At 66.6% G+C, this 23,765-nt stretch carries 21 protein-coding genes; 15 read left to right on the forward strand and 6 right to left on the reverse strand.

Features of this window, described 5'->3' with window-relative positions:
- From KW83_RS17285 to KW83_RS17295, 3 genes are all read left to right on the forward strand, one after another.
- Positions 1–295: IS630 family transposase (locus tag KW83_RS17285; RefSeq protein WP_036181455.1), on the forward strand; the 295-nt coding region annotated here is incomplete at its 5' end.
- Between the two features lie 125 nt (positions 296–420).
- Entirely contained in the window at positions 421–744 is a 324-nt protein-coding gene (locus KW83_RS17290; RefSeq protein ID WP_036181457.1) for a 2Fe-2S iron-sulfur cluster-binding protein, read from the forward strand.
- Complete coding sequence (locus tag KW83_RS17295; RefSeq protein WP_036181458.1) at positions 744–1,427, forward strand: FG-GAP repeat domain-containing protein; 684 nt, start codon at positions 744–746, stop codon at positions 1,425–1,427. Before KW83_RS17290 ends, KW83_RS17295 begins: the two co-directional genes overlap by 1 nt.
- Before the next feature lie 2 nt (positions 1,428–1,429).
- Here the strand turns inward: KW83_RS17295 and KW83_RS17300 are convergent, their stop codons facing one another.
- The 4 genes from KW83_RS17300 to gloB form a co-directional block, all read right to left on the reverse strand.
- Complete coding sequence (locus tag KW83_RS17300; RefSeq protein WP_036181461.1) at positions 1,430–3,334, reverse strand: alpha-amylase family protein; 1,905 nt, start codon at positions 3,332–3,334, stop codon at positions 1,430–1,432.
- Positions 3,335–3,395: 61 nt separating this feature from the next.
- On the reverse strand, positions 3,396–4,565 hold the full coding sequence (locus KW83_RS17305) for an alpha-hydroxy acid oxidase (protein ID WP_036181463.1): 1,170 nt from the start codon (positions 4,563–4,565) through the stop codon (positions 3,396–3,398).
- A gap of 537 nt (positions 4,566–5,102) precedes the next feature.
- Positions 5,103–7,424: an ATP-dependent Clp protease ATP-binding subunit ClpA gene (gene clpA, locus KW83_RS17310; RefSeq protein ID WP_036181464.1), complete on the reverse strand. Its 2,322-nt coding sequence runs from the start codon at positions 7,422–7,424 to the stop codon at positions 5,103–5,105.
- Positions 7,425–7,611: 187 nt separating this feature from the next.
- Positions 7,612–8,403: a hydroxyacylglutathione hydrolase gene (gloB, locus tag KW83_RS17315; protein ID WP_036181465.1), complete on the reverse strand. Its 792-nt coding sequence runs from the start codon at positions 8,401–8,403 to the stop codon at positions 7,612–7,614.
- A 67-nt stretch (positions 8,404–8,470) separates the two neighbouring features.
- Here gloB and KW83_RS17320 point away from each other — a divergent pair, with 67 nt between their 5' ends.
- The 6 genes from KW83_RS17320 (at position 8,471) to KW83_RS17345 (ending at position 14,359) form a co-directional block, all read left to right on the forward strand.
- Complete coding sequence (locus KW83_RS17320; RefSeq protein ID WP_036181466.1) at positions 8,471–9,214, forward strand: methyltransferase domain-containing protein; 744 nt, start codon at positions 8,471–8,473, stop codon at positions 9,212–9,214.
- A gap of 188 nt (positions 9,215–9,402) precedes the next feature.
- Complete coding sequence (locus KW83_RS17325) at positions 9,403–9,969, forward strand: F0F1 ATP synthase subunit delta (RefSeq protein ID WP_081904680.1); 567 nt, start codon at positions 9,403–9,405, stop codon at positions 9,967–9,969.
- Positions 9,969–11,507: a F0F1 ATP synthase subunit alpha gene (gene atpA / locus KW83_RS17330; RefSeq protein ID WP_036181469.1), complete on the forward strand. Its 1,539-nt coding sequence runs from the start codon at positions 9,969–9,971 to the stop codon at positions 11,505–11,507. The genes KW83_RS17325 and atpA overlap by 1 nt, the downstream gene beginning before the upstream one ends.
- A 28-nt stretch (positions 11,508–11,535) precedes the next feature.
- A complete protein-coding gene (locus KW83_RS17335) occupies positions 11,536–12,417 on the forward strand; it encodes a F0F1 ATP synthase subunit gamma (protein WP_036181472.1) in 882 nt (293 codons plus the stop codon).
- Positions 12,418–12,436: 19 nt separating this feature from the next.
- Positions 12,437–13,858 (forward strand): F0F1 ATP synthase subunit beta, encoded by a 1,422-nt coding sequence (atpD, locus tag KW83_RS17340; protein ID WP_036181477.1) that lies wholly within the window; start codon positions 12,437–12,439, stop codon positions 13,856–13,858.
- Between the two features lie 63 nt (positions 13,859–13,921).
- Positions 13,922–14,359, forward strand: a complete 438-nt coding sequence (locus KW83_RS17345; RefSeq protein ID WP_036181479.1) for a F0F1 ATP synthase subunit epsilon — start codon at positions 13,922–13,924, stop codon at positions 14,357–14,359.
- 41 nt (positions 14,360–14,400) lie between these two features.
- Here KW83_RS17345 and KW83_RS17350 read toward each other — a convergent pair whose 3' ends face one another.
- Positions 14,401–15,210: a division plane positioning ATPase MipZ gene (locus KW83_RS17350; RefSeq protein WP_036181487.1), complete on the reverse strand. Its 810-nt coding sequence runs from the start codon at positions 15,208–15,210 to the stop codon at positions 14,401–14,403.
- A 158-nt stretch (positions 15,211–15,368) separates the two neighbouring features.
- The gene (locus KW83_RS21040) at positions 15,369–15,521 is read right to left on the reverse strand and encodes a transposase (protein ID WP_161785524.1); all 153 of its coding nucleotides are present in this window, start codon (positions 15,519–15,521) and stop codon (positions 15,369–15,371) included.
- Between the two features lie 924 nt (positions 15,522–16,445).
- Between KW83_RS21040 and uppS the strand changes: the two genes are divergently transcribed.
- The 6 genes from uppS to KW83_RS17385 all read left to right on the forward strand — a co-directional run bounded on the left by uppS (position 16,446) and on the right by KW83_RS17385 (position 23,743).
- Positions 16,446–17,171, forward strand: coding sequence for a polyprenyl diphosphate synthase (gene uppS, locus KW83_RS17360; protein ID WP_036181491.1), 726 nt, complete (start codon positions 16,446–16,448; stop codon positions 17,169–17,171).
- Entirely contained in the window at positions 17,168–17,953 is a 786-nt protein-coding gene (locus tag KW83_RS17365) for a phosphatidate cytidylyltransferase (protein ID WP_036181492.1), read from the forward strand. The genes uppS and KW83_RS17365 overlap by 4 nt, the downstream gene beginning before the upstream one ends.
- 3 nt (positions 17,954–17,956) lie before the next feature.
- Positions 17,957–19,129: a 1-deoxy-D-xylulose-5-phosphate reductoisomerase gene (dxr, locus tag KW83_RS17370; RefSeq protein WP_036181493.1), complete on the forward strand. Its 1,173-nt coding sequence runs from the start codon at positions 17,957–17,959 to the stop codon at positions 19,127–19,129.
- Between the two features lie 10 nt (positions 19,130–19,139).
- Positions 19,140–20,489: an RIP metalloprotease RseP gene (rseP, locus tag KW83_RS17375; RefSeq protein ID WP_036181494.1), complete on the forward strand. Its 1,350-nt coding sequence runs from the start codon at positions 19,140–19,142 to the stop codon at positions 20,487–20,489.
- A gap of 319 nt (positions 20,490–20,808) precedes the next feature.
- On the forward strand, positions 20,809–23,145 hold the full coding sequence (bamA, locus tag KW83_RS17380) for an outer membrane protein assembly factor BamA (protein ID WP_051928625.1): 2,337 nt from the start codon (positions 20,809–20,811) through the stop codon (positions 23,143–23,145).
- Positions 23,120–23,743 (forward strand): OmpH family outer membrane protein, encoded by a 624-nt coding sequence (locus KW83_RS17385; RefSeq protein ID WP_081904681.1) that lies wholly within the window; start codon positions 23,120–23,122, stop codon positions 23,741–23,743. Before bamA ends, KW83_RS17385 begins: the two co-directional genes overlap by 26 nt.
- Positions 23,744–23,765: the final 22 nt, after the last annotated feature.

A 23,765-nucleotide genomic window follows, 5' to 3' on the forward strand; every position in this document is an offset into this window, starting at 1 on the left:
GAGACAGACCCTGCGCCCGGGCGATGTGGTGGTTATGGACAATCTGGGCAGCCACAAAGGGCAAGCCGTGCGGCAGGCGATCCGTAACGCGAAAGCGCATCTACTTTTTCTGCCGCCCTACAGCCCCGACCTGAACCCGATTGAACAGGTCTTCTCGAAGCTCAAACACATGCTCCGCAACGCAGCCGAGCGCACAATGGAGGCAACGTGGCGCAGGATCGGGACACTGCTCGACCGCTTCAGCCCACAGGAGTGCGCGAACTACCTCGCCAATACTGGATACGCTTCAAGCTAATCTCATCATGCTCTAGAGATAGGGCCGGAACCGTGGACGAAATGTCGCCGCGGTCCGGCCAATCCCGCTGGCATCCCCGGAGGATAGGCCCTAGCTAAGGCGCGGAGACGACAGAGGAACGTCAGATGGCCAAGATCACCTACATCGAACATGGCGGCACTGAACATGTGGTGGACGTGCCCAACGGGCTGACCGTCATGGAAGGCGCGCGCGACAACGGCATACCCGGGATCGAGGCCGATTGCGGCGGCGCCTGCGCGTGCTCTACGTGCCACGTCTATGTGGCCGAGGACTGGGTCGAGAAGCTTCCGGCGCGCGAGGAGATGGAAGAGGACATGCTCGACTTCGCCTATGAGCCGGACGCCACCCGGTCCCGCCTGACCTGCCAGCTGAAAGTGACGGACGCGCTGGACGGCCTGGTGGTGCAGATGCCCGAAAAGCAGATCTGATGCTGCGGCTGGCGGCGGCCATTTGGCTGGCGCTGGCCCTGCCTGCCGGGGCGGGGGTGGTCGCCGCGGACTATGCCGATCCGACCACGCGCTACGGTCACGGCGTTCTTGGCGATGCGGTGGAATGGGGGACGCTGACGCTGCGCGAGCGATCGGGGCGACAGCTGTCGATCCGCCTTCCGCAGACCCGCGTCTTCGAGGACACCGCCCCAAGGCTGGCGGATGTGGACGGCGACGGCGAGGCGGAGGTCATCACGGTCGAGACCGACCTGGCCCTTGGCGCGCGGCTGTCGATCTACGGGCCGCGCGGTCTGATCGCCGCGACACCCTTCATCGGCCGTCCCAACCGCTGGCTCGCCCCCGCCGGCGCGGCGGATCTCGATGGCGATGGCCGGGTCGAGATCGCCTATGTCGATCGGCCGCATCTGGTCAGGCGCCTGCGGATCTGGCGGCTGGAGGGCGCGGCGCTGCGCGAGATCGCCGCGCTGGATGGCGTGACCAATCACCGCATCGGCGACCCGCAGATCTCGGGCGGCGTGCGCGACTGCGGCGCCGGGCCGGAACTGGTGCTGCTGTCGGCCGACTGGACGCGTGTGGTCGCCGTAAGGATGCCGGGTCCGGTGTTGCGCGACCTGGGACCGAACGGACCGGGCGCGGTGGCACGGGCGCTGGATTGCGGCTGACCCTACCAGACCGGCCGGTGCAGCCAGAGCGGGGCATAGGGCGGCAGGACGATGCGATCGGCCTCTGTCACGGGCTGGTGGCCCGTCAACAGATCCACGGGTAGGTCGCGCGCGTCCATGTCGAGCCGGTGCGCCTCGATCTGCTGGAGATGGGCCGTCATGTTGCAGACCATGGTCAGCGTACCCTCCAGCCCCGGGCGCAGCACACAGAAGAGCCGGTCGTGTCCGGTTCGCAGGATCCGGGACGGCACATCGCCCCTGAGCGCGGGGGTCGCGGCGCGCACCGACAGGATATGGCGTGTGCCGCGCAGGATCCGGCCCGCTGGCGTCTCTGCCGTCGCGGCCCTCTCCGCAGCCTCCCAGTCCATCCGGGGCCGGTGCATCCAGCGCCCGTCCCCGGCAAGGTCCGGATCGTCCAGATAGCTGGGATCGTTGACCAGCCCCAACTCGTCGCCCATGTAGATGAGCGGCAGCCCCCCGAAGCCTGCAATCAGCGCATGACCCAGCAGGATTCGCTGCTCGGCCATGTCGATCAGGACCGGGTCGCGGGCCTCCAGCGCCGCTTCAAGCCCGGCCAGAGACGCGAACGACCCGTTCGTGCGCGCGTCGCCGGTGTCCGGGTTGACCTGGAAATCGGCACCGCGTGCGAAGCTGCCCTCGAACCGGCCGGCGAAGAAATCGCTGAGGAATGTCCGGTGTCCGGGGCCGGTGACGCCCGCCGCCTCAGCGTCCTCTTCGGTGATTGCCCAGCCGATGTCGTCATGACAGCGAATGTAGGTCGCCCATTGCGCGTCCTGGAACCGGTCGGGGAAATGCCGGGCCAGGGTGTCGGACATCAGATGCGTCCGGCCCGACGCCAGGGCTGACCAGAACTGCACCATCAGCGAGTTGTGATAGGCCAGGTTCGACACCTTTCCGGTATGCCGTCCCGCGCCCAGATAGGGCACAAGCTGATGCGGACCGACGATGGCCTCTGCCTTGAAGATCGTGGCCGGTGCCGCGACCGACGCGGACTGGTTGATGGCTTGCAGGATGTCGTGGACCTCCGGCTCGTTCTGGCACTGGGTGCCCATGCGCTTCCACATGAAGGCCACGGCATCCAGTCGCAGAACCTCTGCGCCCGCGTTGGCCAGGTCCAGAATGACCCCGAGGATCGCCAGAAACACCTCTGGATTCGCCCAGTTCAGGTCCCACTGGAATGTATTGAAGGTCGTCCAGACCCAGGACTGCATGTCGGCGTCCCAGGTGAAATTGCCCGGGGCCTGAGTCGGAAACACGTCCAGCAGAAAGCGTTCGTAGGCACGGGGAAGCGTCTCATCCTCGAAGATCAGGTAGAAGTCGCGATAGACGGGATCGCCGGCCCGCGCCTTTTCCGCCCAGGCGTGTTCGCGTGCGGTATGGTTCAGCACCATGTCGATGCAGGGGCTGATTTCGGCGGCGCGCATCTGCGCAGTGACGTCGCGGAAATCGTCCATCGTGCCCAGGCGCGGGTCGATCTGTCCGTAATCCATCACCGCATATCCGCCATCGGAGTCGCCGGGACGCGGCTTCAGGCAGGGCATGAAATGGGCGTAGGTGATCCCGAGGTCGGTGAGATACGGGATGCGCGCACTGACGCCGGCCATGGAGCCGGCGAAGCGGTCCACATAGAACACGTAGCCGGCCATCTTCTGGCTGAGGAACCAGGAGGGATCGAGATCGCGTGCCAGGTCGAGCCGCCGCAGATCCGCCGGCCGCTCCGCCCATTTCCGCGCCAGAAGGGCGCGGAGCCGGTCGCGCAGGACGGCAGCCTCGATGACCCCGCCGTAGAGCCGCATGAGCGGAGTCATCAGATCCGTTTCGGCCCGGGCCCAACGCATCTCGAACAGGTCGGCATCGGTGACCCCTGCGCCTTGGGTGCTGTCCATGGAAAGTCCTTCGTCGGGTTCGGGCGATTCTGGCCGGTGCGGTCCGGGTCGCAAGGGCCGGTCACGCATAGGGGCGATAGCGGCCGAATTCCGGCCCGACCAGCAGGATCTCCGGCCCCAGATCCTCTATCCGGCGGCGACCGCACAGCGCCATGGTGATGTCGAGCTCCCGGTGGACGATCTCCAGCGCGCGGGTCACGCCGGCCTCTCCCATCGCGCCCAGCCCATAGATATAGGCGCGCCCGATATAGGTGCCCTTGGCGCCCATCGCGACGGCCTTGAGCACGTCCTGCCCCGAGCGGATGCCGCCGTCCACGTGGATCTCGACCCGGTCGCCCACCGCGGCGACGATCTCCGGCAGGACCCGGATCGACGACAGCGCACCGTCGAGCTGCCGCCCGCCGTGGTTCGACACCACGATCGCATCGCAGCCGAGATCCGCGGCCCGGCGCGCGTCCTCGGCATCGAGGATCCCTTTCAGGATCAGCGTCCCGCCCCACATCTCCTTGATCTGTCGAACTTTCTCCCAGTCGAGCCGGGGGTCGAACTGTTCGGCGGTCCAGGCCAGCAGAGACGAAGCGTCGCCGACGCCCTTGGCATGGCCGACGATGTTGCCGAACCCGCGGCGCCGGGTGCGCAGCATCCCCAGACCCCAGCGCCATCGCCACGACAGGTCCGCGACCGTGGCGGGTGACAGTTTCGGAGGGGCAGAGAGCCCGTTCTTGAGGTCGCGATGGCGCTGTCCCAGAATTTGCAGATCCAGCGTCAGCACCAGCGCCGAACAGCCCGCCGCGCGCGCCCTTTCGACGATCGCCTCCAGGAACGCCTGGTCGCGCATGACGTAGAGCTGGAACCAGAACGGCCTGTCGGTGGCCGCGGCCACGTCCTCGATCGAGCAGATCGACATGGTGGACAGCGTGTAGGGCACGCCGAACCTTTCCGCCGCGCGGGCGGCCAGGATCTCTCCGTCGGCATGTTGCATCCCGGTCATCCCCACCGGGGCCAGCGCCACCGGCATCGCCACGTCCTGGCCGACCATGGTGGTCCGGGTGGAGCGGTCCTCCATGTCCACGGCCACCCGCTGGCGCAGCCGGATCAGGTCGAAGTCGTCGCTGTTGTCGCGGAACGTCTGCTCGGTCCAGGATCCGCTTTCGCAGTAGTCGTAGAACATCCGCGGCACGCGATTACGGTAGAGGCGCTTCAGATCCGCGATTTCGGCAATGACCGGCATGGGGGCTCCTGTCGTTCCGACCGATCTAGCAAGCGGCGGAGCGGGCGTCTATCCGGGTCGCCCGCCTGCTGCGATCGGCGTGTTTCGGTGGAACAGCACCGGTCCGGCAAAACGGATCCGGCGACGGGCACAGGCACATCCGCCGCAACCGAAAACCGGCGCAGGCTGTCTGGCCGGGTTCGGGTGGCATCCATCGCGCGATGGTGAGCCCGAAAGAATCGATATGGAGCGCGCCTGCCGATGGAACCGACCCGCCGTACCGGCGACGAGAACACCGCAATGTGCCAGGAGGGCGGAAGAAACTCTGACGGCGATCCCATCCGGCAAGGCGTTCGGTGCCGCCCGACCGTGGAGAGCCGAAGACGGTGGACCGACCCGCCGTACCGGCGACGAGAACACCGCAATGTGCCGGGAGGGTGGAAGAAACCCTGACGGCGATTCCATCTGGCAGGGCGTTCAGTTCCGCCCAACCTTGGAGCGCCGAAGACGGGCGGTTTGCCGTGGTCGCCGCCGGGCCCCGGGCCCGGCGGCGGAGACTCACTCCGCGGTGAGAAGAGGCGGCTTCTTGGAACTCAGGCGCCGCGTTTCGGGCGGGTCGATGCGCAGGTCGATCTTACCGTCCTTCACGCCGACCAGGACCACGCCGCCCTTGGCGAGCTTGCCGAACAGCAACTCCTCTGCCAGCGGTTTCTTGATGTACTCCTGAATGACCCGGCCGAGCGGGCGGGCCCCCATCTTGTCGTCATAGCCCTTGTCCGCCAGCCATTCCGCGGCGGGCTGCGTCAGCTCGATCGACACGTTGCGGTCCATCAGCTGCGCCTCGAGCTGCAGGACGAACTTTTCGACCACCTTCATGATGACGTCCTTGGGCAGCCCGCCGAAGGAAATCACCGCATCCAGCCGGTTGCGGAACTCAGGCGTGAAGGTGCGCTCGATGGCGGCGGTATCCTCACCCTCGCGCTTGTCGCGGCCGAAGCCGATGGCCTCCTTGGCCATGTCGGAGGCGCCCGCGTTGGAGGTCATGATCAGGATCACGTTGCGGAAATCCACCGCCCGGCCGTTATGGTCGGTCAGCTTCCCGTGGTCCATCACCTGCAGCAGGATGTTGAACACGTCCGGATGCGCCTTCTCGATCTCGTCGAGCAGCAGCACGCAATGGGGATGCTGGTCCACGCCGTCGGTGAGCATTCCGCCCTGGTCGAACCCCACATAGCCGGGAGGCGCGCCGATCAGCCGGCTGACCGCGTGCTTTTCCATGTATTCCGACATGTCGAAGCGCAAAAGTTCCACGCCCAGCGTATCGGCCAGCTGCTTGGCGACCTCGGTCTTGCCGACGCCGGTGGGTCCGGCGAACAGATAGTTGCCGATGGGCTTTTCCGGTTCGCGCAAGCCGGCGCGCGCCAGCTTGATCGCGGCCGAGAGCGCCTCGATCGCCTGGTCCTGACCGAACACGACGCGCTTGAGCGTGCCGTCGAGGTCCTTGAGCACCGCCGCGTCGTCCTTGGAGACGTTCTTGGGCGGGATCCGGGCGATCTTGGCCACGACGGTCTCGATCTCCTTGGTCCCGATGGTCTTGCGCCGCTTGGATTCCGACACGAGATGCTGGGCCGCCCCGGCCTCGTCGATGACGTCGATCGCCTTGTCCGGCAGCTTGCGGTCGTTGATGTAGCGCGCCGACAGCTCCACCGCGGTGCGGATCGCGTCATGGGTGTAGCGGATATCGTGGTGATCCTCGAAATAGGGCTTGAGACCCTGGAGGATCTTGACGCTGTCCTCGACCGAAGGCTCGTTCACGTCGATCTTCTGGAACCGGCGCGACAGGGCGCGATCCTTTTCGAAGTGCTGGCGGAACTCCTTGTAGGTGGTGCTTCCCATGCAGCGCAGCTTGCCGCCCTGGAGCGCGGGCTTGAGCAGGTTGGAGGCATCCATCGCGCCGCCGGAGGTTGCGCCGGCGCCGATCACGGTGTGGATTTCGTCGATGAACAGCACCGCGTCGTCATGCTCTTCCATCTCTGACATCACGGCCTTGAGCCGTTCCTCGAAATCGCCGCGATAGCGGGTGCCGGCCAGAAGCGCGCCCATGTCGAGCGAATAGATCGTGGTGCCGGCAAGGACCTCCGGCGTCTCGCCCTCGACGATCTTCTTGGCCAGGCCTTCCGCGATGGCAGTCTTGCCGACGCCGGGGTCGCCCACCAGAAGCGGGTTGTTCTTGCGACGGCGGCACAGGACCTGGATGCAGCGTTCGACCTCATGCTCGCGCCCGATCAGCGGATCGACATCCCCCTTCTGGCTCTTGGCGTTCAGGTCCACGCAATATTTGGCAAGGGCGGAGTCCTTGGCCTCTCCCTCTTCGACCTGGGTGGAGTCCATCTCTTCCTCCGGCGCGCCGGTGACCGATCGGTTCTCGGCGTGGGAGGGGTCCTTGGCGACGCCATGGGCGATGAAATTGACCGCGTCGTAGCGGGTCATGTCCTGCTCCTGCAGGAAATAGGCGGCGTTCGACTCGCGCTCCGCGAAGATGGCGACCAGGACGTTGGCGCCGGTCACTTCCGTCCGGCCGGAGGACTGGACGTGGATCGCGGCGCGCTGGATGACGCGCTGGAACGCGGCGGTCGGCACCGCCTCGTTGCCCTCGACCTCCGTCACCAGGGTCGACAGGTCGTCGTCGATGAAATCGACCAGGGTCTGCTTGAGCTCTTCCAGATCGACCGAACATGCCTTCATCACCTTGGCGGCGTCGGGTTCGTCCGTGAGGGCAAGGAGCAGATGTTCCAGCGTCGCAAGCTCATGGCGACGGGTGTTGGCCAGCGCCAGGGCCTGATGGATGGCTTGCTCGAGCGTAGTGGAAAACGACGGCACAGGCGTGCTCCTTATCTCTCTGGCGGGATGCGCGGGACGCTCTCTCCACCGTGGCCTCATGGTGTTAAAGTCTGGTTGTTGTGGCCCAGTCTTCAAGCAATTTTTGGACGCGGTTGAACACAATTGTCGTGAGTGATCGCCATGCGCCATCGGGTCGATGAATTTTTCGCCCCATCCGGAACGGTCATCAGAACGAATCCTTGCGCGATCTGATCTCGGCAAAAACGGAAACGTCGTCGGCCTGGGTCATAGATATGGCCTCTTTGACCTGCCGCAAGCCTGCGCGGAGGAAGGGGTTGGTGGCTTTCTCTTCGGCAAGGCTGGATGGAACGGTGGCACGACCGTCCTTGCGGGCCGATTCCACCTCCTTCGCGCGGCGTGAGAGCGCGTCGTTTGCAGGCTCGACGGTCAGGGCGAAGCGGGCGTTCGTCTCCGTATACTCGTGGCCGGAATACACGATCGTGTCGTCGGGCAGTGCGGCGAGCCGCGACAGGGAGTCCCACATCATCGCGGGGGTCCCCTCGAATAGCCGCCCGCAGCCCAGCGCCATGAGGCTGTCGGCGGTGAAGACGGCGGCGGCGTCGGGCAGGTGGAACGCGATATGGCCGACCGTGTGGCCCGACACGTCGAGGACATGGACCGCGTGGCCGGCGAACTGAAAGCTGTCGCCGTCCGAAACCTCCCGGTCCAGGGGCGGCAGGCGGTGCGCGTCGCGGGCGCCGCCGGTGACCGTTGCATCGGGGAAGCGGTCCCTGAGGCCGGCCAGCCCCTCCACATGGTCGGCGTGGTGGTGGGTGATCCAGACCTCGTCCAGTGCCCAGCCGCGGTCGTCCAGGGCCGCCAGGACCGGCGCGGCCTCAGGCGCGTCCACCAGCGCGGTCTTTCCGCCGGCGCGGACCAGGAAGGCGTAGTTGTCGGTCCGGCAGGCGACGGTGACGATTTCCGGCGCGGAGTCCGGCGCGGGGGACGGGTTGTTCATTGGCTTGGCTCTCTGATCGGATAAGGTTCGGGTCAGGCACACCCTAAGGCGAGCGGAGGCCGCGGCAATGCATCTCGACGTCCAGGAACTGCGGACGTTCTACTACCGCACGGCGCTGGGGCGGGTGGCGCAGCGGGCGATGCGCGAGCGTGTGCGGCGGTTCTGGCCCGATGTGACGGGCGAGACCGTGGTGGGCATGGGCTTTCCCGTGCCGCTGCTGCGCCCGTTCCTCGACCCCGCGGAGCGGACCATCGCGCTGATGCCCGGCGCGCAGGGGGTCATGCCCTGGCCTGCGGATCGCAACAACGTATCGGTCCTGTGCGAGGAAACGCTCTGGCCCGTGCAGACGGAGCATGCGGACCGGCTGCTGCTTCTGCACGCGCTCGAAACCTCCGAGACGCCGGGACGGCTGCTGCAGGAGGCCTACCGGGTGCTGGCGCCGGGGGGCCGCGCGCTCTTCGTCGTCCCGAACCGGGCCGGTCTGTGGGCCCGCAACGACAAGACGCCCTTCGGATTCGGCCGTCCGTACAGCGTGACCCAGCTTGAGGTGCTGCTCAGGGAACACGACTTCAAGCCGCAGGGCCATGCCGCGGTGCTCTATCAGCCGGTGTCGGAGCGGGCGTTCTGGATGAAGACGGGCCGGCTGGTGGAAAGCTGGGGACAGTCGATCACCGGACGGTTCGCCGGCGGCGTGCTGATGGTCGAGGCGACCAAGCAGGTGCCGGCCCGCTATGGCGGGCTGGGCGCGCGGCGCCGCCGGCCGCTGCGGGTGCTCGGACCGGTGTCGCAGCCTGCGGCGAGCGGCGCCTGAGCCTGGATGCGCCGCGCGGCGATGCGGCGGTGCGGTACGCGCATCCGAACCCTGTTGCGGCCCCGGGAACCCTCTGCTAGATCGGGCGCGATTTCGACGGAGGGGCTCTCTGGGCCTCGAAAAAACCCGGTACCCTGTTCCTCGCGCCCAATCGGACGCGGGTTCGGGGTGCGAGCAACATCGAAAGGGTGGACGTGTCCGAACCGGCCTCGATCTCTTCCGGCATCGCCGAGCGCTATGCCACCGCCATCTTCGAACTCGCCCGGGAGGACGGGTCTCTCGACAAGATCGCCGATGACGCCGACACGCTGACCGCGGCCCTGTCCGAGAGCGAGGCGTTCCGCGACCTGGTCCATTCGCCGGTCTATCCGCGCGACCAGCAGCAGGCCGCCATCGGCGCGCTGGCCGACAGGATGGGGCTGCACGACATCACCGCGAACACCCTGCGGCTGATGGCGTCCAAGCGCCGGCTCTTCGTGCTGCGCGACCTGGCCCGCCAACTGCGCGAGATGATCGCCCGCGAGCGCGGCGAGGTGACCGCCGAGGTGACGTCGGCCAGCGAACTCAGCGACGCGCAGCGCGACCAGTTGTCCCAGGCGCTGAAAGAGGCCGTGGGCCGCGACGTCAACATCAACCTTTCCGTCGATGAGAGCCTGATCGGCGGTCTCGTCGTCAAGGTCGGCTCGAAGATGATCGACACGTCGATCCGCTCCCGGCTCGACTCCCTCCAGAACAGCATGAAAGAGGTCGGATAATGGGCATCCAAGCTTCCGAAATTTCCTCGATCCTCAAGGATCAGATCAAGAATTTCGGCCAGGAGGCCGAGGTCGCGGAAGTCGGCCGGGTGCTGTCCGTCGGCGACGGGATCGCCCGCGTCTATGGCCTGGACAACGTCCAGGCCGGTGAGATGGTCCAGTTCCCGGGCGGCATCATGGGCATGGCGCTGAACCTTGAAAGCGACAACGTCGGCGTCGTGATCTTCGGCACCGACCGCGACATCAAGGAAGGCGACACGGTCAAGCGCACGAATTCGATCGTGGACGTGCCGGTGGGCGACGCGATGCTGGGCCGGGTCGTGGACGGTCTGGGCAACCCGATCGACGGCAAGGGCGACATCGAGGCCGCCGAACGCCGCGTGGCGGACGTGAAGGCGCCGGGGATCATGCCGCGAAAATCCGTGCATGAGCCGATGGCGACGGGGCTGAAGGCCATCGACGCCATGATTCCCATCGGCCGCGGCCAGCGGGAGTTGATCATCGGCGACCGCCAGACCGGCAAGACCGCCGTGGCGCTGGACACGATCCTGAATCAGAAGAGCTACAACGACGAGGCCGGGGACGACGAGTCCAAGAAGCTCTACTGCATCTACGTGGCGATCGGCCAGAAGCGCTCGACCGTGGCACAGCTGGTCAAGAAGCTCGACGAGAGCGGTGCCAGCGCCTATACGACCATCGTGTCGGCCACCGCCTCCGAACCCGCGCCGATGCAGTACCTGGCGCCCTATTGCGCGACCGCGATGGCGGAGTACTACCGCGACAACGGCCGCCACGCCCTGATCATCTACGACGACCTCAGCAAACAGGCCGTGGCCTATCGCCAGATGTCGCTGCTGCTGCGCCGCCCGCCGGGGCGCGAGGCCTATCCGGGCGACGTGTTCTACCTGCACTCGCGCCTGCTGGAGCGTTCGGCCAAGATGGGCGACGACTACGGCGGGGGATCCCTGACCGCGCTGCCGATCATCGAGACGCAGGGCGGCGACGTGTCGGCCTTCATCCCGACCAACGTGATCTCGATCACCGACGGGCAGATCTTCCTTGAGACGGACCTGTTCTACCAGGGCGTCCGCCCGGCGGTGAACACCGGCCTGTCGGTGTCGCGGGTGGGTTCGTCGGCGCAGACCAACTCGATGAAATCGGTGGCCGGACCGGTGAAGCTGGAACTGGCGCAATACCGTGAGATGGCGGCATTCGCGCAGTTCGGATCCGATCTGGACGCGGCGACCCAGAGGCAGCTGAACCGCGGCAAGCGCCTGACCGAGCTCATGAAGCAGCCGCAATACTCGCCCCTGACCAATGCCGAGATCGTCTGCGTGATCTTTGCCGGCACCGAAGGGTACCTCGACGATATCGCGGTGGACGACATCAAGCGCTACGAAGAGGGGCTGCTGTCCTACCTGCGCGGCAAGGAGAAAGAGACGCTGGACTGGATCACCTACGAGGACCCCAAGATCAAGGGTGACGCCGCCGACCGGCTGAAGAAGGTTCTCGACGCCTACGCCGCCGACTTCGACTGACCCGACATCCGAAGGAGGGCTAGCCCAGATGGCGAACCTGAAGGACCTCAAGAACCGGATCTCGTCGGTCAAGTCGACCCGGAAGATCACCAAGGCAATGCAGATGGTCGCGGCGGCCAAGCTGCGCCGCGCGCAGGAGGCCGCCGAGAATGCGCGCCCCTACGCCGAGCAGTTCGCCGCGGTGATGAGCCAGCTGGCGAAATCCGTGGGTGACAGCGATAGCGCGCCCCGGCTGCTGCGCGGAACCGGGCGGGAGCAGACGTATCTGCTGGTGGTGATGACGGCCGAAAAGGGTCTTTGCGGCGGGTTCAACACCAACATCGTCAAGCGCGCGATCCAACGGATCAAGTCGCTTCAGGCGGATGGCAAGACGGTCAAGATCATCACCGTGGGCAAGAAGGGCCGCGCGGTCCTGCGCCGCGCCTACGGCGACCTGCTGATCGACCATGTGGACATGACCGACGTGAAACGGGTGGGATACGGCGACGCGCAGGAAATCGCCCGCGATGTGCTCAACCGCTTCGACGAAGGCGAATTCGACGTGTCGTACATCTATTACGGCGAGTTCGAGAACACGATGACGCAAGTCCCGACAGAGCAGCAGATCATCCCGGCAACCTTCGAGACCTCCGAGGAAGAGCAGAAGGGCGCCGGCACCGTCTATGAATACGAGCCCAGCGAGGAGGCGATCCTGGCCGACCTGCTGCCGCGCGCCGTGGCCACGCAGATCTTCGCCGCGCTGCTGGAGAACGCGGCATCCGAACAGGGCGCGCGGATGACCGCCATGGACAACGCCACGCGCAACGCCGACGACATGGTCGAGGACCTGAACCGCGAATACAACCGCACCCGCCAGGCCGTGATTACCAACGAGCTGATCGAGATCATTTCGGGCGCCGAAGCGCTCTAGGACGAACCGGAGAGACAATATGGCTGACGCAAAAGGCAAAGTGACCCAGGTCATCGGCGCCGTGGTCGACGTGCAGTTCGACGACGACCTGCCCGCGATCCTGAACGCGCTCGAAACCGACAACCACGGCAACCGCCTGGTGCTGGAAGTGGCCCAGCACCTGGGCGAAAACACTGTCCGCACCATCGCCATGGACTCCACCGAAGGCCTGGTCCGCGGTCAGTCCGTGACCGACACCGGCGGCGCCATCCGGATGCCCGTGGGCAACGCGACCCTGGGCCGGATCATGAACGTCATCGGCCAGCCGGTGGACGAGGGCGATCCGATCGAGACCGACGAGTACCGCGAGATCCACCAGCAGGCGCCCGAATTCGCGGCCCAGGCCACCAGTTCCGAGATCCTGACCACGGGCATCAAGGTCATCGACCTTCTGGCGCCCTATTCCAAGGGCGGCAAGATCGGCCTGTTCGGCGGTGCCGGCGTTGGCAAGACGGTTCTGATCATGGAGCTGATCAACAACATCGCCAAGGTGCACTCGGGCTATTCGGTGTTCGCCGGCGTCGGCGAGCGCACGCGCGAGGGCAACGACCTCTACCACGAGATGGTCGAATCCAACGTCATCAAGCCCGACAACCTCAGCGAGTCCCAGGTGGCGCTGGTCTACGGCCAGATGAACGAGCCGCCGGGCGCGCGGATGCGCGTGGCCCTGTCCGGCCTGACGCTGGCCGAGCATTTCCGCGACCAGTCCGGGTCTGACGTGCTGTTCTTCGTGGACAACATCTTCCGCTTCACCCAGGCCGGCTCGGAAGTCTCCGCGCTGCTGGGCCGCATCCCCTCGGCCGTGGGCTACCAGCCGACGCTGGCCACCGACATGGGCACCATGCAGGAGCGGATCACCTCGACCAAGGGCGGCTCGATCACCTCGATCCAGGCGGTCTATGTGCCGGCCGACGACCTCACCGACCCCGCGCCCGCCACGACCTTCGCCCACCTCGACGCGACCACGGTGCTGGACCGGGCGATCTCGGAAAAGGGGATCTACCCGGCGGTGGACCCGCTGGGATCGACCTCGCGGCTGATGGATCCCCAGATCCTGGGCGAGGAGCACTACCAGGTCGCGCGCGACGTCCAGGGCATCCTGCAGCGCTACAAGGAACTGCAGGACATCATCGCCATCCTCGGGATGGACGAGCTGTCAGAGGACGACAAGGCCGCCGTGTCCCGCGCCCGCAAGATCGAGCGCTTCCTGTCGCAGCCCTTCGACGTGGCCAAGGTGTTCACCGGCTCCGACGGGGTGCAGGTGCCGCTGGAGGAGACGATCTCTTCGTTCAAGGCGGTGGTCGCGGGCGAATACGATCACCTGCCCGAGGGCGCCTTCTACATGGTCGGCGGCATCGACGACGTGAAGGCCAAGGCCGACAAGATGAGCGAAAAGGCCTGAGCGCAGGTCTGACCGGGGCCGCCGCGGCGGTGGCCCCGATCCCGAACCCGAAGGACGCATGACATGGCAGACACGATGCAGTTCGACCTGGTCAGCCCGGAGCGCCGCGTGGCGTCCTACAAGGCGACCGCTGTCAGGATTCCGGGGGCAGAGGGAGAGCTGACCGCGATGCCGCTCCACGCGCCGCTGATCACCACACTGCGGCCCGGTGTGCTGCATGTGGAGGGGGAGAAGGGGACGGAGGAGTACATCGTCACCGGGGGGTTCGCGCAGATCGGCGCAGAGGGGATCTCGGTCCTGGCCGAGGAAAGCTACCACCGCGACGAGATGAGCCAGGAGATCCTGGACCGGATGATCGACGCCGCTGCGGAACGCCAGCGCAAGGCGGTCGAGGCGTCCCACAACGACCCCGGACCGGTGGACGACGCGGCCAAGCTGCTGTCGGACATGGTTGCGATGGGCAACCACATCGGCCTGTCGTCGAAGCAGCCCTCGCTCTGACGGGCGGGGCGGGATCCGGGAAAGCCGGCGGTTGAGGCCGGTTAGAAGGAGACCGTGACCCCGGGCAGGTTGAGTGCCTTGATCAGGTCGCGGACTTCCTGGCGGGCGGCGATGCTGGACAGGTTGAGCCCGCCGACGCCGATATCCTTCAGATCGAGGAGCGTCAGGCCGCGCGGGAACAGTTCGCGAAAGATCACCCGTTCCGAAAACCCGGGGGCAACGCGGAAACCGATGCGCCGGGACAGGTTCTGCAACGCCTCTCCCACCTTGCGCTTGTTGTGCATGTGCTGGCTGCCCAGCCGGTTGCGGACAACGATCCAGTCGATCGGCGCCACGCCCGCCCGGATCCGCATCTGCCGGGCCGACCAGACCATTTCCGAATAGACCGACGGGCCGAGGACCTTGTTCGTTTCGCCGTCCACATGGGCCAGCAGGTCGAAATCCACGAAACTGTCATTGAGCGGGGTGACAAGGGTGTCGGCCATCGAATGGGCCAGCTGGCTCAGACGCGTGTGCGATCCCGGGCAGTCGATCATCACGAAATCCATCCGCGCCGCCAGATCCGACACGGCCCCGGACAGGCGCAGGTCCTGGAGGTTCTCGCCCTCCGGCACGTCCTCCGGCGCGATGTCGGGCAGAAGCCGGTATTCCGGCACCGGCAGATCCTGCCCGGACTTGCGCAGATAGGCGGTGCGGTTCTCGATATATCTTCCGAAGCTCCGTTGCCGCAGGTCCAGATCCACGGCGCCCACCTTGTGACCCATCCGCACAAGCGCCGTGGCCACGTGCATCGACGTTGTGGACTTGCCGGAGCCGCCCTTTTCGTTCCCGACCACGATGATATGCGCCATTCCGCCCGGTCCCGACTCTTGCTTGCCGCGCTTATATGGATGGCACGGCTCCGGCGAAAGGCGCGGCGTTCCCCTAGGGCGAGCAACCGGCTTGCACCTTACGCGGATCTGGAAAGTTTTGCGGCCGATTTGGACTGCGCCCCTCGGGGTGGACGGGATCACGCGGGGGTTTTGACTGGTGCGCGGGCGCTGCGGTCCTCGAACGGGGCGGGGCCGAGATATTCCGGGGCTGAATGCGGGCGACGGGTGTTGTATGAAGCGATGAAGCGGGGCACCCCCTCAGCCACATCGTCGAAGGTTTCGCAGTCCATCGGAGAGGGATCCTCCACCGTCAGTGGAAAGGCCGACGGGCCCGTTGTCATGGACGCAGGCGCGTTTTCTGCAAGGGTCCGGAGCGTGCCGCCGCTTTGGAAACCCGATCTTAAGCGCCTGCCGTCCGACGCGGCGCTCAAGGGCCGCGATGCGCGCCCCACGATCCGCGAGCAACCCGACCGCAGCCGCGTCTTCATCCGATACACCGGCCTCCGCCTTCCCGATCCGGATCGGGTTTCTCGACAGCTCGTGGCGGCGGCCGAGAGCATGCAGGGTGTCGCCGGCATGATATTCGGCAACGACCGGACGCTTGATCCCGGTGCGACGATTGCAATGGCGTTCCGGCATGGGTTGTCCGCCTCTGAAAGCCCGCTCCCGGTCAATTCAACCCGCTCAATTGGTCCACCCCGAGGGGCGCGCTCCAATTTCAGGACATACTGGGCCTATTGTCGGACGGTTGCCTGCCATTTCCTTCCGCAGTGGACAGCCTCAGACTGCTCGTTCGGGATCCATCCCCGATACGGCAACGCCGAAACCGATGTCACCGCAGTGTTCCGATCGTGCGAGTCCTTGCATGGGGACACATTGGCGAACCTACACCGCATTGGAGGCAGGCTGCCGTTGGCCTTCATGGCGATACCTGTCGCCGCATCGCGGCCCGCGGGGACAACCGCCGGCCGCATCCGGTGTACTCGACCGCACTCGCCGCTTCTGTGCGGCGGCGACGGGGCGAAGCATCGGAACCGCCTTGCCGCGGAACCGTTCCCATCGGCGATGTCTCTGGAACGCGCCGGGCCTTTCCAGGCTGTGGGTGTCTAAAATCGGCCGGAATTGGGTCATTTGGTCAGGATTCTGTGTGACGACTGGACCTTGAGCCCGCGAGAGGGCAAAACGACGCGACCGTAACCGACCCGGAGACCGCGATGACCGCTCCTGCCAAGATCACCTCCGGCCCGCGACATGTCGCCTGCATCATGGACGGCAACGGGCGCTGGGCACAGGCGCGGGGCAAACCAAGGCTCTTCGGTCACCACGCCGGTGCGCAGCGGGTCAAGGAAGTCGTGCGGGCCTGTCCCTCCCTGGGTGTGAAATATTTGACGATTTTCGCGTTTTCGACGGAGAACTGGAAACGCACGCAGGCGGAAGTGGCCGGGCTGATGAAGCTTTTCCGCCGCTACATCCAGGCCGAGGCCCGCGAACTTCTGGCAGAGGGCGTGCGTGTCCGCTTCATCGGCGACCGCGTTCAACTGGACCCCAAGCTGGTCAAGCTGATGGATGAGCTTGAGCTTCTGACCTCGGTCAACGACCGGATCCATGTCACCGTGGCGCTGAACTATGGCGGCCGGGACGAGATCGGGCGCGCGACCAAGCGTCTGGCGCTGGAAGTCTCCGCCGGACGGCTTGATGCCGCGGACGTCGATGAGACGACGCTGGCGCGGTTTCTCGACACGCATGTGCTGCCTGATCCGGATCTGGTGATCCGCACCAGCGGAGAGGCGCGGATCTCCAACTTTCTTCTGTGGCAATCTGCCTACGCGGAATACGAATTCATCGACACCCTCTGGCCCGATTTCAATGCCGCGTGCTTTGCCGACGCGGTCCGGCGGTTCGCGGCACGCGAGCGGCGGTTCGGTGCTGTCCCCGCATGATCAAGGGCCGCTGGAGCGACCTTGGCGAAAGAATTGGCGTAGGCGCCGTGGTCGCCGCGGTCGGCCTGGTGTGCGTCTGGCTGGGCGGGTTCGTCTTTTCCGCGCTGACCGTGATCGCCGCGGGGGTGATGGTTTGGGAACTGGTGCGGATGCTCGACCCGGAGGCGCCGGCCGTGGCGCTGGCGGGGGCGGCGGCGGCCTCCCTTGCGGTGGCCGAAATCCTGCCCGCGGCCTATGCCCTTCCGATCCTGATCGCGCCGGTCTTCGTGGGGATCGGGCAGCTCCGGCATCGGCGGGTGACCTATTCGCTCTTCACCGTGCTGATCGTTCTGGCGGGGCTAGGTCTCAACATCCTGCGTTCTGAACACGGATTTGTCTGGATGTTGTGGCTGGCTTCCGTGGTCATCGTCACCGACGTGTTCGGCTACATCTTCGGGCGACTGATGGGCGGGCCGAAGCTCTGGCCGCGCGTCAGCCCCAACAAGACCTGGTCCGGGACGCTGGCCGGCTGGGGCGGGGCGGCGCTGGTGGGCCTGGGCTTCAGCGTCGCGACCACGGCGGGACCGGAACTCATCCCCGTCTCCATCGCGCTCTCCATGGCCGGGCAGATGGGCGATATCGCCGAATCCGTGGTCAAGCGGCGGGCGGGGGTCAAGGACAGCTCGTCCCTGCTGCCCGGGCACGGAGGGCTCTTCGACCGGTTCGACGGGATGCTGGGCGCGTCGGTGTTTCTGCTGCTGGCGACGCCGATCATCGGGTTCCCGCCGGGTACGATCGGCTGAGCCATGGCGCGGCGGATCACGGTCTTCGGCGCCACCGGCTCCATCGGGTGCAACACGCTCGACCTCATCGCGCGGCAGCCCGAGGCGTTCGAGGTGGTCGCCCTGACCGGCGGGAGCAACGTCGCGCGCCTGGCGGAGCAGGCGCGGGCGGTCGGCGCGGAACTGGCCGTCACGGCGCATGACGACCGGCTGGGGGACTTGCGCGCGGCGCTGGCGGGGAGCGGAATCGAGGCAGCGGCGGGCCGTGCGGCGCTGCTGGAGGCCGCGGCACGCCCGGCGGACTGGATCATGTCGGCCATCGTCGGCGCGGCGGGGCTGGAACCGGGGCTGGAGGCGCTGAAACAGGGCACCACCCTGGCGCTTGCCAACAAGGAGAGCCTGGTCACCGCCGGGCCGCTCATGCTGGCGACCGCACGCGCGCATGGCGCCAGGATCCTGCCGGTGGACAGTGAGCACTCTGCCGTCTTTCAGGCGCTGGTCGGAGAGGACGTGGCCGCGGTCGAGCGGGTCATCATCACCGCCTCCGGCGGCGCGTTCCGGGACTGGCCCGCGGAGCGCCTGGCCCGCGCGACGCCCCGTGAGGCGGCACGCCATCCGAACTGGGACATGGGGCAACGCATCACGATCGACTCGGCCTCTCTATTCAACAAGGCGCTGGAGCTTATTGAAACGCGGGAGTTTTTCGGCATCGACCCACACAAGATAGACGCGCTGGTCCATCCCGAAAGCCTGATCCATGCCATGGTCGGCTTTGCCGATGGCGCGCTCATGGCCCATATCGGCCCGCCCGACATGCGCCATGCCATCGGCTTTGCGCTGAACTGGCCGGAGCGGCGCGCGCTTCCCGTGGAGCGGCTGGATTTCGCGGCCATCGGGCAGCTGACGTTCCGCGCTCCGGACGACGCACGCTATCCCGCTCTGAGGCTTGCGCGCGGCGTGATGGAGACGCGCGGCCTGTCGGGCGCGGTCTTCAACGGCGCCAAGGAGCGCGCGCTCGACCATTTCATCGCCGGACGGATCGGATTCGTGCAGATGGCCGAACTGGTAGAGCGGGTTCTGAACACGATGACGTCGCAGCGCCTTGGAATCGCCGCGCCGGATCTCGATATGGTGCGCGATGCCGATGCGCGCGCGCGGTCAGAAGCCGACGCCGCGCTCGCCCACCTGACGAGCTGAAGGATACGCGATGGATCTTGTGGGAATGATCCCCGATTTCGGTTCTCTGCTGTGGACGCTTCTGGCGTTCGTGGCCGCGCTCAGCATCATCGTCGCGATCCATGAGTACGGCCACTACATCGTCGGCCGCTGGTCGGGCATCCATGCGGACGTCTTCTCGATCGGCATGGGTCCGGTCGTGGCCAGCCGCGTGGATCGGCGCGGCACCCGCTGGCAGGTCGCGGCCTTCCCGGTGGGCGGCTACGTGAAGTTCCGGGGCGACGCGAACCCCGCCAGCGTCGGGCAGGCGGACACCCCGGGGCTGGATCCCGCCACGGCGCGCACCACGATGGCCGGCGCGCCGCTCTGGGCGCGGGCGGCGACCGTCGCGGCCGGGCCGGCGTTCAACTTCGCGCTCTCTATCCTGGTCTTTGCCGCGGTGATGATGGTCCGCGGCGTCGCCAGCGACCCGATCACCGTGGATGAGGTGCGGCCGCTGCCCCTGTCGCAGGCCGCGGCGCTGGAACCCGGTGACCGGCTGCTGGCGATCGACGGCCGTCCGGTGCCCGAGGTCTCTGAACTGGCCGCCTTCATGGCCGACCTTCCGGTGACGCCGGTTCTGGACTACACGATCGAGCGTGACGGCCGCCGCACCGAGGTTGCCGGCCCCTATCCCTATCCGACGGTCGTGGGCAGCGTGACCCCCCAGACGGCGGCGGCGGACTCCGGCCTTCGGCAGGGCGACGTCATCACTGCCATCGACGGACAGGAGGTGTTTGCCTTTTCGCAGCTGCGCGACGTCGTCGGCAGGTCCGACGGCGGCGCGCTGGACCTGACGGTCTGGCGGCCCGGGACCGGCGACGGCGAGACGCTGGACATGACGCTGACGCCGCGCCGGATGGACCTGCCCCTGTCGGAGGGCGGGTTCGAGACGCGCTGGCTCATCGGCGTCACCGGCGGGCTCTACTTCACGCCGCAGACGCGAACGCCGGGGCCGGTGGCGGCGCTGGGGTACGGGGCGGACCAGACGCTGTTCGTGATCCGGTCCAGCCTGTCGGGCCTTTACAACATGGCGATCGGCGCGATCTCGTCGTGCAACCTGCAAGGTCCGGTTGGCATCGCCCAGACCTCCGGGGCGGCCGCCAGCGCCGGGGCATTGAGCTTCGTGTGGTTCATCGCCGTGCTTTCCACGGCGGTAGGGCTGATGAACCTGTTCCCGATTCCGGTGCTGGATGGCGGGCACCTGGTCTTTCACGCGTATGAGGCAGTGCGTGGGCGCCCACCGTCGGACAAGGCATTGAACGTGGCCATGGCGGCTGGGCTGGCGCTGATCCTGACGCTCATGGTGTTCGCGATCGGCAACGATTTTCTCTGCCCCTGAGGCGACTGCCGGAATGATCCGTCGCGCGGGTCCGATGGCGAGACGGTGCCGGCATGGAATGTCGCATCGCGGATCGATCCGACCCCGCCCCGATGCGCCGCCCCGCCCGGACCGTTCAAGCGGTCTGCCGTTTCCCGCTGACGGCGGCAAGCCGTGCGTCGCGGTGCTGTCGGCACGACAGGAACGATTTGCAAGTCGCTGAATATACAGCGTGAAACCATGTTGCCACACTGTCGGCGCAAGGGGTTGATGTCATTTTGACAAGCCCCCCCAATCCCGATACTCACGAAGGCGGGATAGCTTTGATGGAAGTGTTTTCATGCAAACCGGGAACGGTCGCTTCGCGCGTGGTGTCGGACTTGCGGCGCTCATGCGGTCCGCAAGCATGTTCGGATGCCTCGCCGTCGGCCTGGCGGTGGTGCCGACCGTCGTCCAGGCGCAGACGTTCCAGTTCAATCAGGTCGCGGTGCGCGGCAACGACAGGGTCGCGACCGGCACGGTCCTGGGCGCCCTGGCCATCCAGCCGGGGCAGGCGCTCAGCGCTGGCGATCTGAACGCCGCCTACCAGCGGGTGGTCGGACTGGGTTTGTTCGAGACGGTCGCGCTGGAGCCTCAGGGCGGCACTTTGATCGTCACGGTGGCGGAATGGCCGACCGTCCAGCGGATCTCGATCGAGGGGAATTCCCGGATCGGAGACGAGGAGTTGGCAGACCTCATCGGCTCGGTCCCCAACCGCGTCTACAACCCCAGCCAGGCAGAGGCGGACGCCCGCGCCATCGCCGCGGCCTATGAGCAGCGCGGCCGCCTCGCCGCGACGGTGGTGCCGCGGATCATTCGACGCGACGCCAATCAGGTGGATCTGGTCTTTGAGGTGGCAGAGGGCCGCGTGGTCGAGATCGAGCGGCTGTCATTCGTCGGCAACCGCGCCTATTCCGACCGCCGCCTGCGCCGCGCCCTGGCCACCAAGCAGGCCGGGATCCTGCGCCAACTGGTCCAGCGCGACACGTTCGTGGCAGACCGGCTCGACCTGGACCGTCAGCTTCTCACCGATTTCTACCAGTCCCGGGGATATATCGATTTCCGCGTGGAAAGCGTGACCAATGAGTTCTCGCGGGAGCGCAGCGCCTTCTTCGTGCAGTTCAACGTCCAGGAGGGGCAATCCTGGGAATTCGGCCGCGTGACCGCCAGCACCAATGTCGCCGGGGTGAATGCGCAGGACTATCTGGCCGTGGCGCAGATCCGGCCGGGCGAAACCTACAGCCCCCGTGCCGTGGACAACGCCGTTGCCCGCATGGAACGTCTTGCGACCCAGCGCGGACTGACTTTCATCCGCGCCACCCCCCAGATCGAGCGGGACGGACGCAACCTGCGGCTCGACATGAACTTCCTGATCGAGCGGGGGCCGCGGATCTTCGTCGAGCGGATCGACATCGAGGGCAACCAGTCGACGCTCGACCGGGTGATCCGACGCCAGTTCCGCACCGTGGAGGGCGATCCGTTCAACCCGCGTGAGATCCGCGCCGCGTCCGAACGGATCCGGGCGCTCGGCTATTTCGCCGATGCGCAGGTCGAAACCCGCGAGGGCACGTCGCCCGATCGGGTGATCGTGGACGTGGACGTGGAAGAGCAGCCGACAGGCTCTCTGTCGTTCGGCGGGTCCTACTCGACCGATAGCGGCGTCGGCGTCAACGTCGGGTTTTCGGAGCGGAATTTCCTGGGCCGCGGCCAGTTCCTTGCCGTCAACGTGGCCACCGGGACAGACGCCAACAGTGCCTCTCTGACCTTCGGAGAGCCGGCGTTTCTGGGCCGCGATCTCAATGCGCGGATAGAACTGTTCTACCGGACGACCGATTTCGATCAGGCCGACTACAATACCCGCAGCGTAGGCATCAGCCCCTCCCTGAGTTTTCCGATCAGCGAAAACGGGCGCCTCACGCTCAGCTATCGTCTTGCCGAGGACAAGATCTTCGACGTCACCGCCAGCAGCTCTCCGATCCTGCAGCGCGACGATGGCACTGCGATCACCTCTGCTCTGGGCTATAGCTACACCTACGACAATCGCCGCTCCGGGCTGGACATCAACAGCGGCGTGGTGCTGCGGTTTGGTCAGGATTTCGCGGGTCTGGGCGGCGACATCACCAATGTAGAGACCACCGCGCTGGCCGGCTACCAGACACAGGTCTACAACGAAGAGATCACCCTGAGGGCGACGATCGAGGGCGGGGCGGTCAACTCGCTCGACGGTCAGAACACCCGGATCACCGACCGCTACTTCCTCAGCTCCCGTCAGATGCGGGGGTTCGAACCTCTGGGCCTGGGCCCGCGGGATCTGGCCGCGCCGAACCAGGACGCCCTGGGCGGCAATTACTACGCGGTCGCCCGGCTTGAGGCGGAGTTCCCCCTGGGGCTGCCGGAAGAGTACGGACTGCGCGGCGGTTTGTTCTTCGACGCGGGCTCTGTCTGGGGACTGGACGACACGTCGGGCTTTGACGGTGTGGAAGTGGACGACAGCTTCAAGCTGCGCTCCGCGGTCGGCATATCGCTGTTGTGGGACTCGCCCCTTGGACCGCTCCGGTTCAACTGGGCGGAGACCTTGCAGGCCGAGGAATTCGACAACACCCGCAGCTTCAATGTCACGCTGTCGACGGAATTCTAGGGGCGGCCTTGCCGCCGCCGTGATCCTGTCGCTCTGCGTGGCGCTGCCTGCTGCGGCGTCCGCCCAGGAGGCGGGCATCGTGATCGTCGATCAGGAGCGGATGTTCCAGCAGAGCCTCTACGGGCAGCGGATCCTTGACGAGATCGACCGCAGAAGCGCGTCGCTCGCGTCGGAGAACCGCGAGATAGAGGCCGAGCTGGTCGCCGAAGAGCGCGCGCTGACCGATCTGCGCTCGACGCTCGAAACCGAGGAATTCCGCCTTCGCGCCGCCGCGTTCGACGAAAAGGTGACCCGCATCCGCGCGTCCCAGGACGCCAAGGCGCGCGCGCTGTCGCGGGTCCAGGAAGAGGCGCGGCAGGAGTTCGTCCGCCTGGTTGAGCCGATCCTGTCGCAGATGCTGGACGGGATCGGCGCGTCGATCCTGCTCGACCGCCGGGTGGTCCTTTCGGCAGGGCCTGAGGCCGACATCACCGATCGCGCCATCGCGCGCATCGACACGGCGATCGGCCCTGGAGAGGATCTGCCGCATCTCGATCCCGCGCCCGGCGACGGCCCCCCCGAACCGTCCGCGCCCGATCTCGGCGGCGCGTCGGACTGAGCGTTCCTTGCCAGCGCGGGGC

This window comes from Palleronia rufa (assembly GCF_000743715.1).
GTDB classification, from domain to species: domain Bacteria; phylum Pseudomonadota; class Alphaproteobacteria; order Rhodobacterales; family Rhodobacteraceae; genus Palleronia; species Palleronia rufa.

Excerpts from the sequence above, each read along its gene's own strand:
- KW83_RS17290 (WP_036181457.1), top strand. The coding sequence starts at position 421 with ATGGCCAAGATCACCTACATCGAACATGGCGGCACTGAACATGTGGTG.
- KW83_RS17295 (WP_036181458.1), top strand. The coding sequence starts at position 744 with ATGCTGCGGCTGGCGGCGGCCATTTGGCTGGCGCTGGCCCTGCCTGCC.
- KW83_RS17300 (WP_036181461.1), bottom strand. The coding sequence starts at position 3,334 with ATGGACAGCACCCAAGGCGCAGGGGTCACCGATGCCGACCTGTTCGAG.
- KW83_RS17305 (WP_036181463.1), bottom strand. The coding sequence starts at position 4,565 with ATGCCGGTCATTGCCGAAATCGCGGATCTGAAGCGCCTCTACCGTAAT.
- gloB (WP_036181465.1), bottom strand. The coding sequence starts at position 8,403 with ATGAACAACCCGTCCCCCGCGCCGGACTCCGCGCCGGAAATCGTCACC.
- KW83_RS17320 (WP_036181466.1), top strand. The coding sequence starts at position 8,471 with ATGCATCTCGACGTCCAGGAACTGCGGACGTTCTACTACCGCACGGCG.
- atpA (WP_036181469.1), top strand. The coding sequence starts at position 9,969 with ATGGGCATCCAAGCTTCCGAAATTTCCTCGATCCTCAAGGATCAGATC.
- KW83_RS17335 (WP_036181472.1), top strand. The coding sequence starts at position 11,536 with ATGGCGAACCTGAAGGACCTCAAGAACCGGATCTCGTCGGTCAAGTCG.
- atpD (WP_036181477.1), top strand. The coding sequence starts at position 12,437 with ATGGCTGACGCAAAAGGCAAAGTGACCCAGGTCATCGGCGCCGTGGTC.
- KW83_RS17345 (WP_036181479.1), top strand. The coding sequence starts at position 13,922 with ATGGCAGACACGATGCAGTTCGACCTGGTCAGCCCGGAGCGCCGCGTG.
- KW83_RS17350 (WP_036181487.1), bottom strand. The coding sequence starts at position 15,210 with ATGGCGCATATCATCGTGGTCGGGAACGAAAAGGGCGGCTCCGGCAAG.
- KW83_RS21040 (WP_161785524.1), bottom strand. The coding sequence starts at position 15,521 with ATGGACTGCGAAACCTTCGACGATGTGGCTGAGGGGGTGCCCCGCTTC.
- uppS (WP_036181491.1), top strand. The coding sequence starts at position 16,446 with ATGACCGCTCCTGCCAAGATCACCTCCGGCCCGCGACATGTCGCCTGC.
- KW83_RS17365 (WP_036181492.1), top strand. The coding sequence starts at position 17,168 with ATGATCAAGGGCCGCTGGAGCGACCTTGGCGAAAGAATTGGCGTAGGC.
- dxr (WP_036181493.1), top strand. The coding sequence starts at position 17,957 with ATGGCGCGGCGGATCACGGTCTTCGGCGCCACCGGCTCCATCGGGTGC.
- rseP (WP_036181494.1), top strand. The coding sequence starts at position 19,140 with ATGGATCTTGTGGGAATGATCCCCGATTTCGGTTCTCTGCTGTGGACG.
- bamA (WP_051928625.1), top strand. The coding sequence starts at position 20,809 with ATGCAAACCGGGAACGGTCGCTTCGCGCGTGGTGTCGGACTTGCGGCG.
- KW83_RS17385 (WP_081904681.1), top strand. The coding sequence starts at position 23,120 with ATGTCACGCTGTCGACGGAATTCTAGGGGCGGCCTTGCCGCCGCCGTG.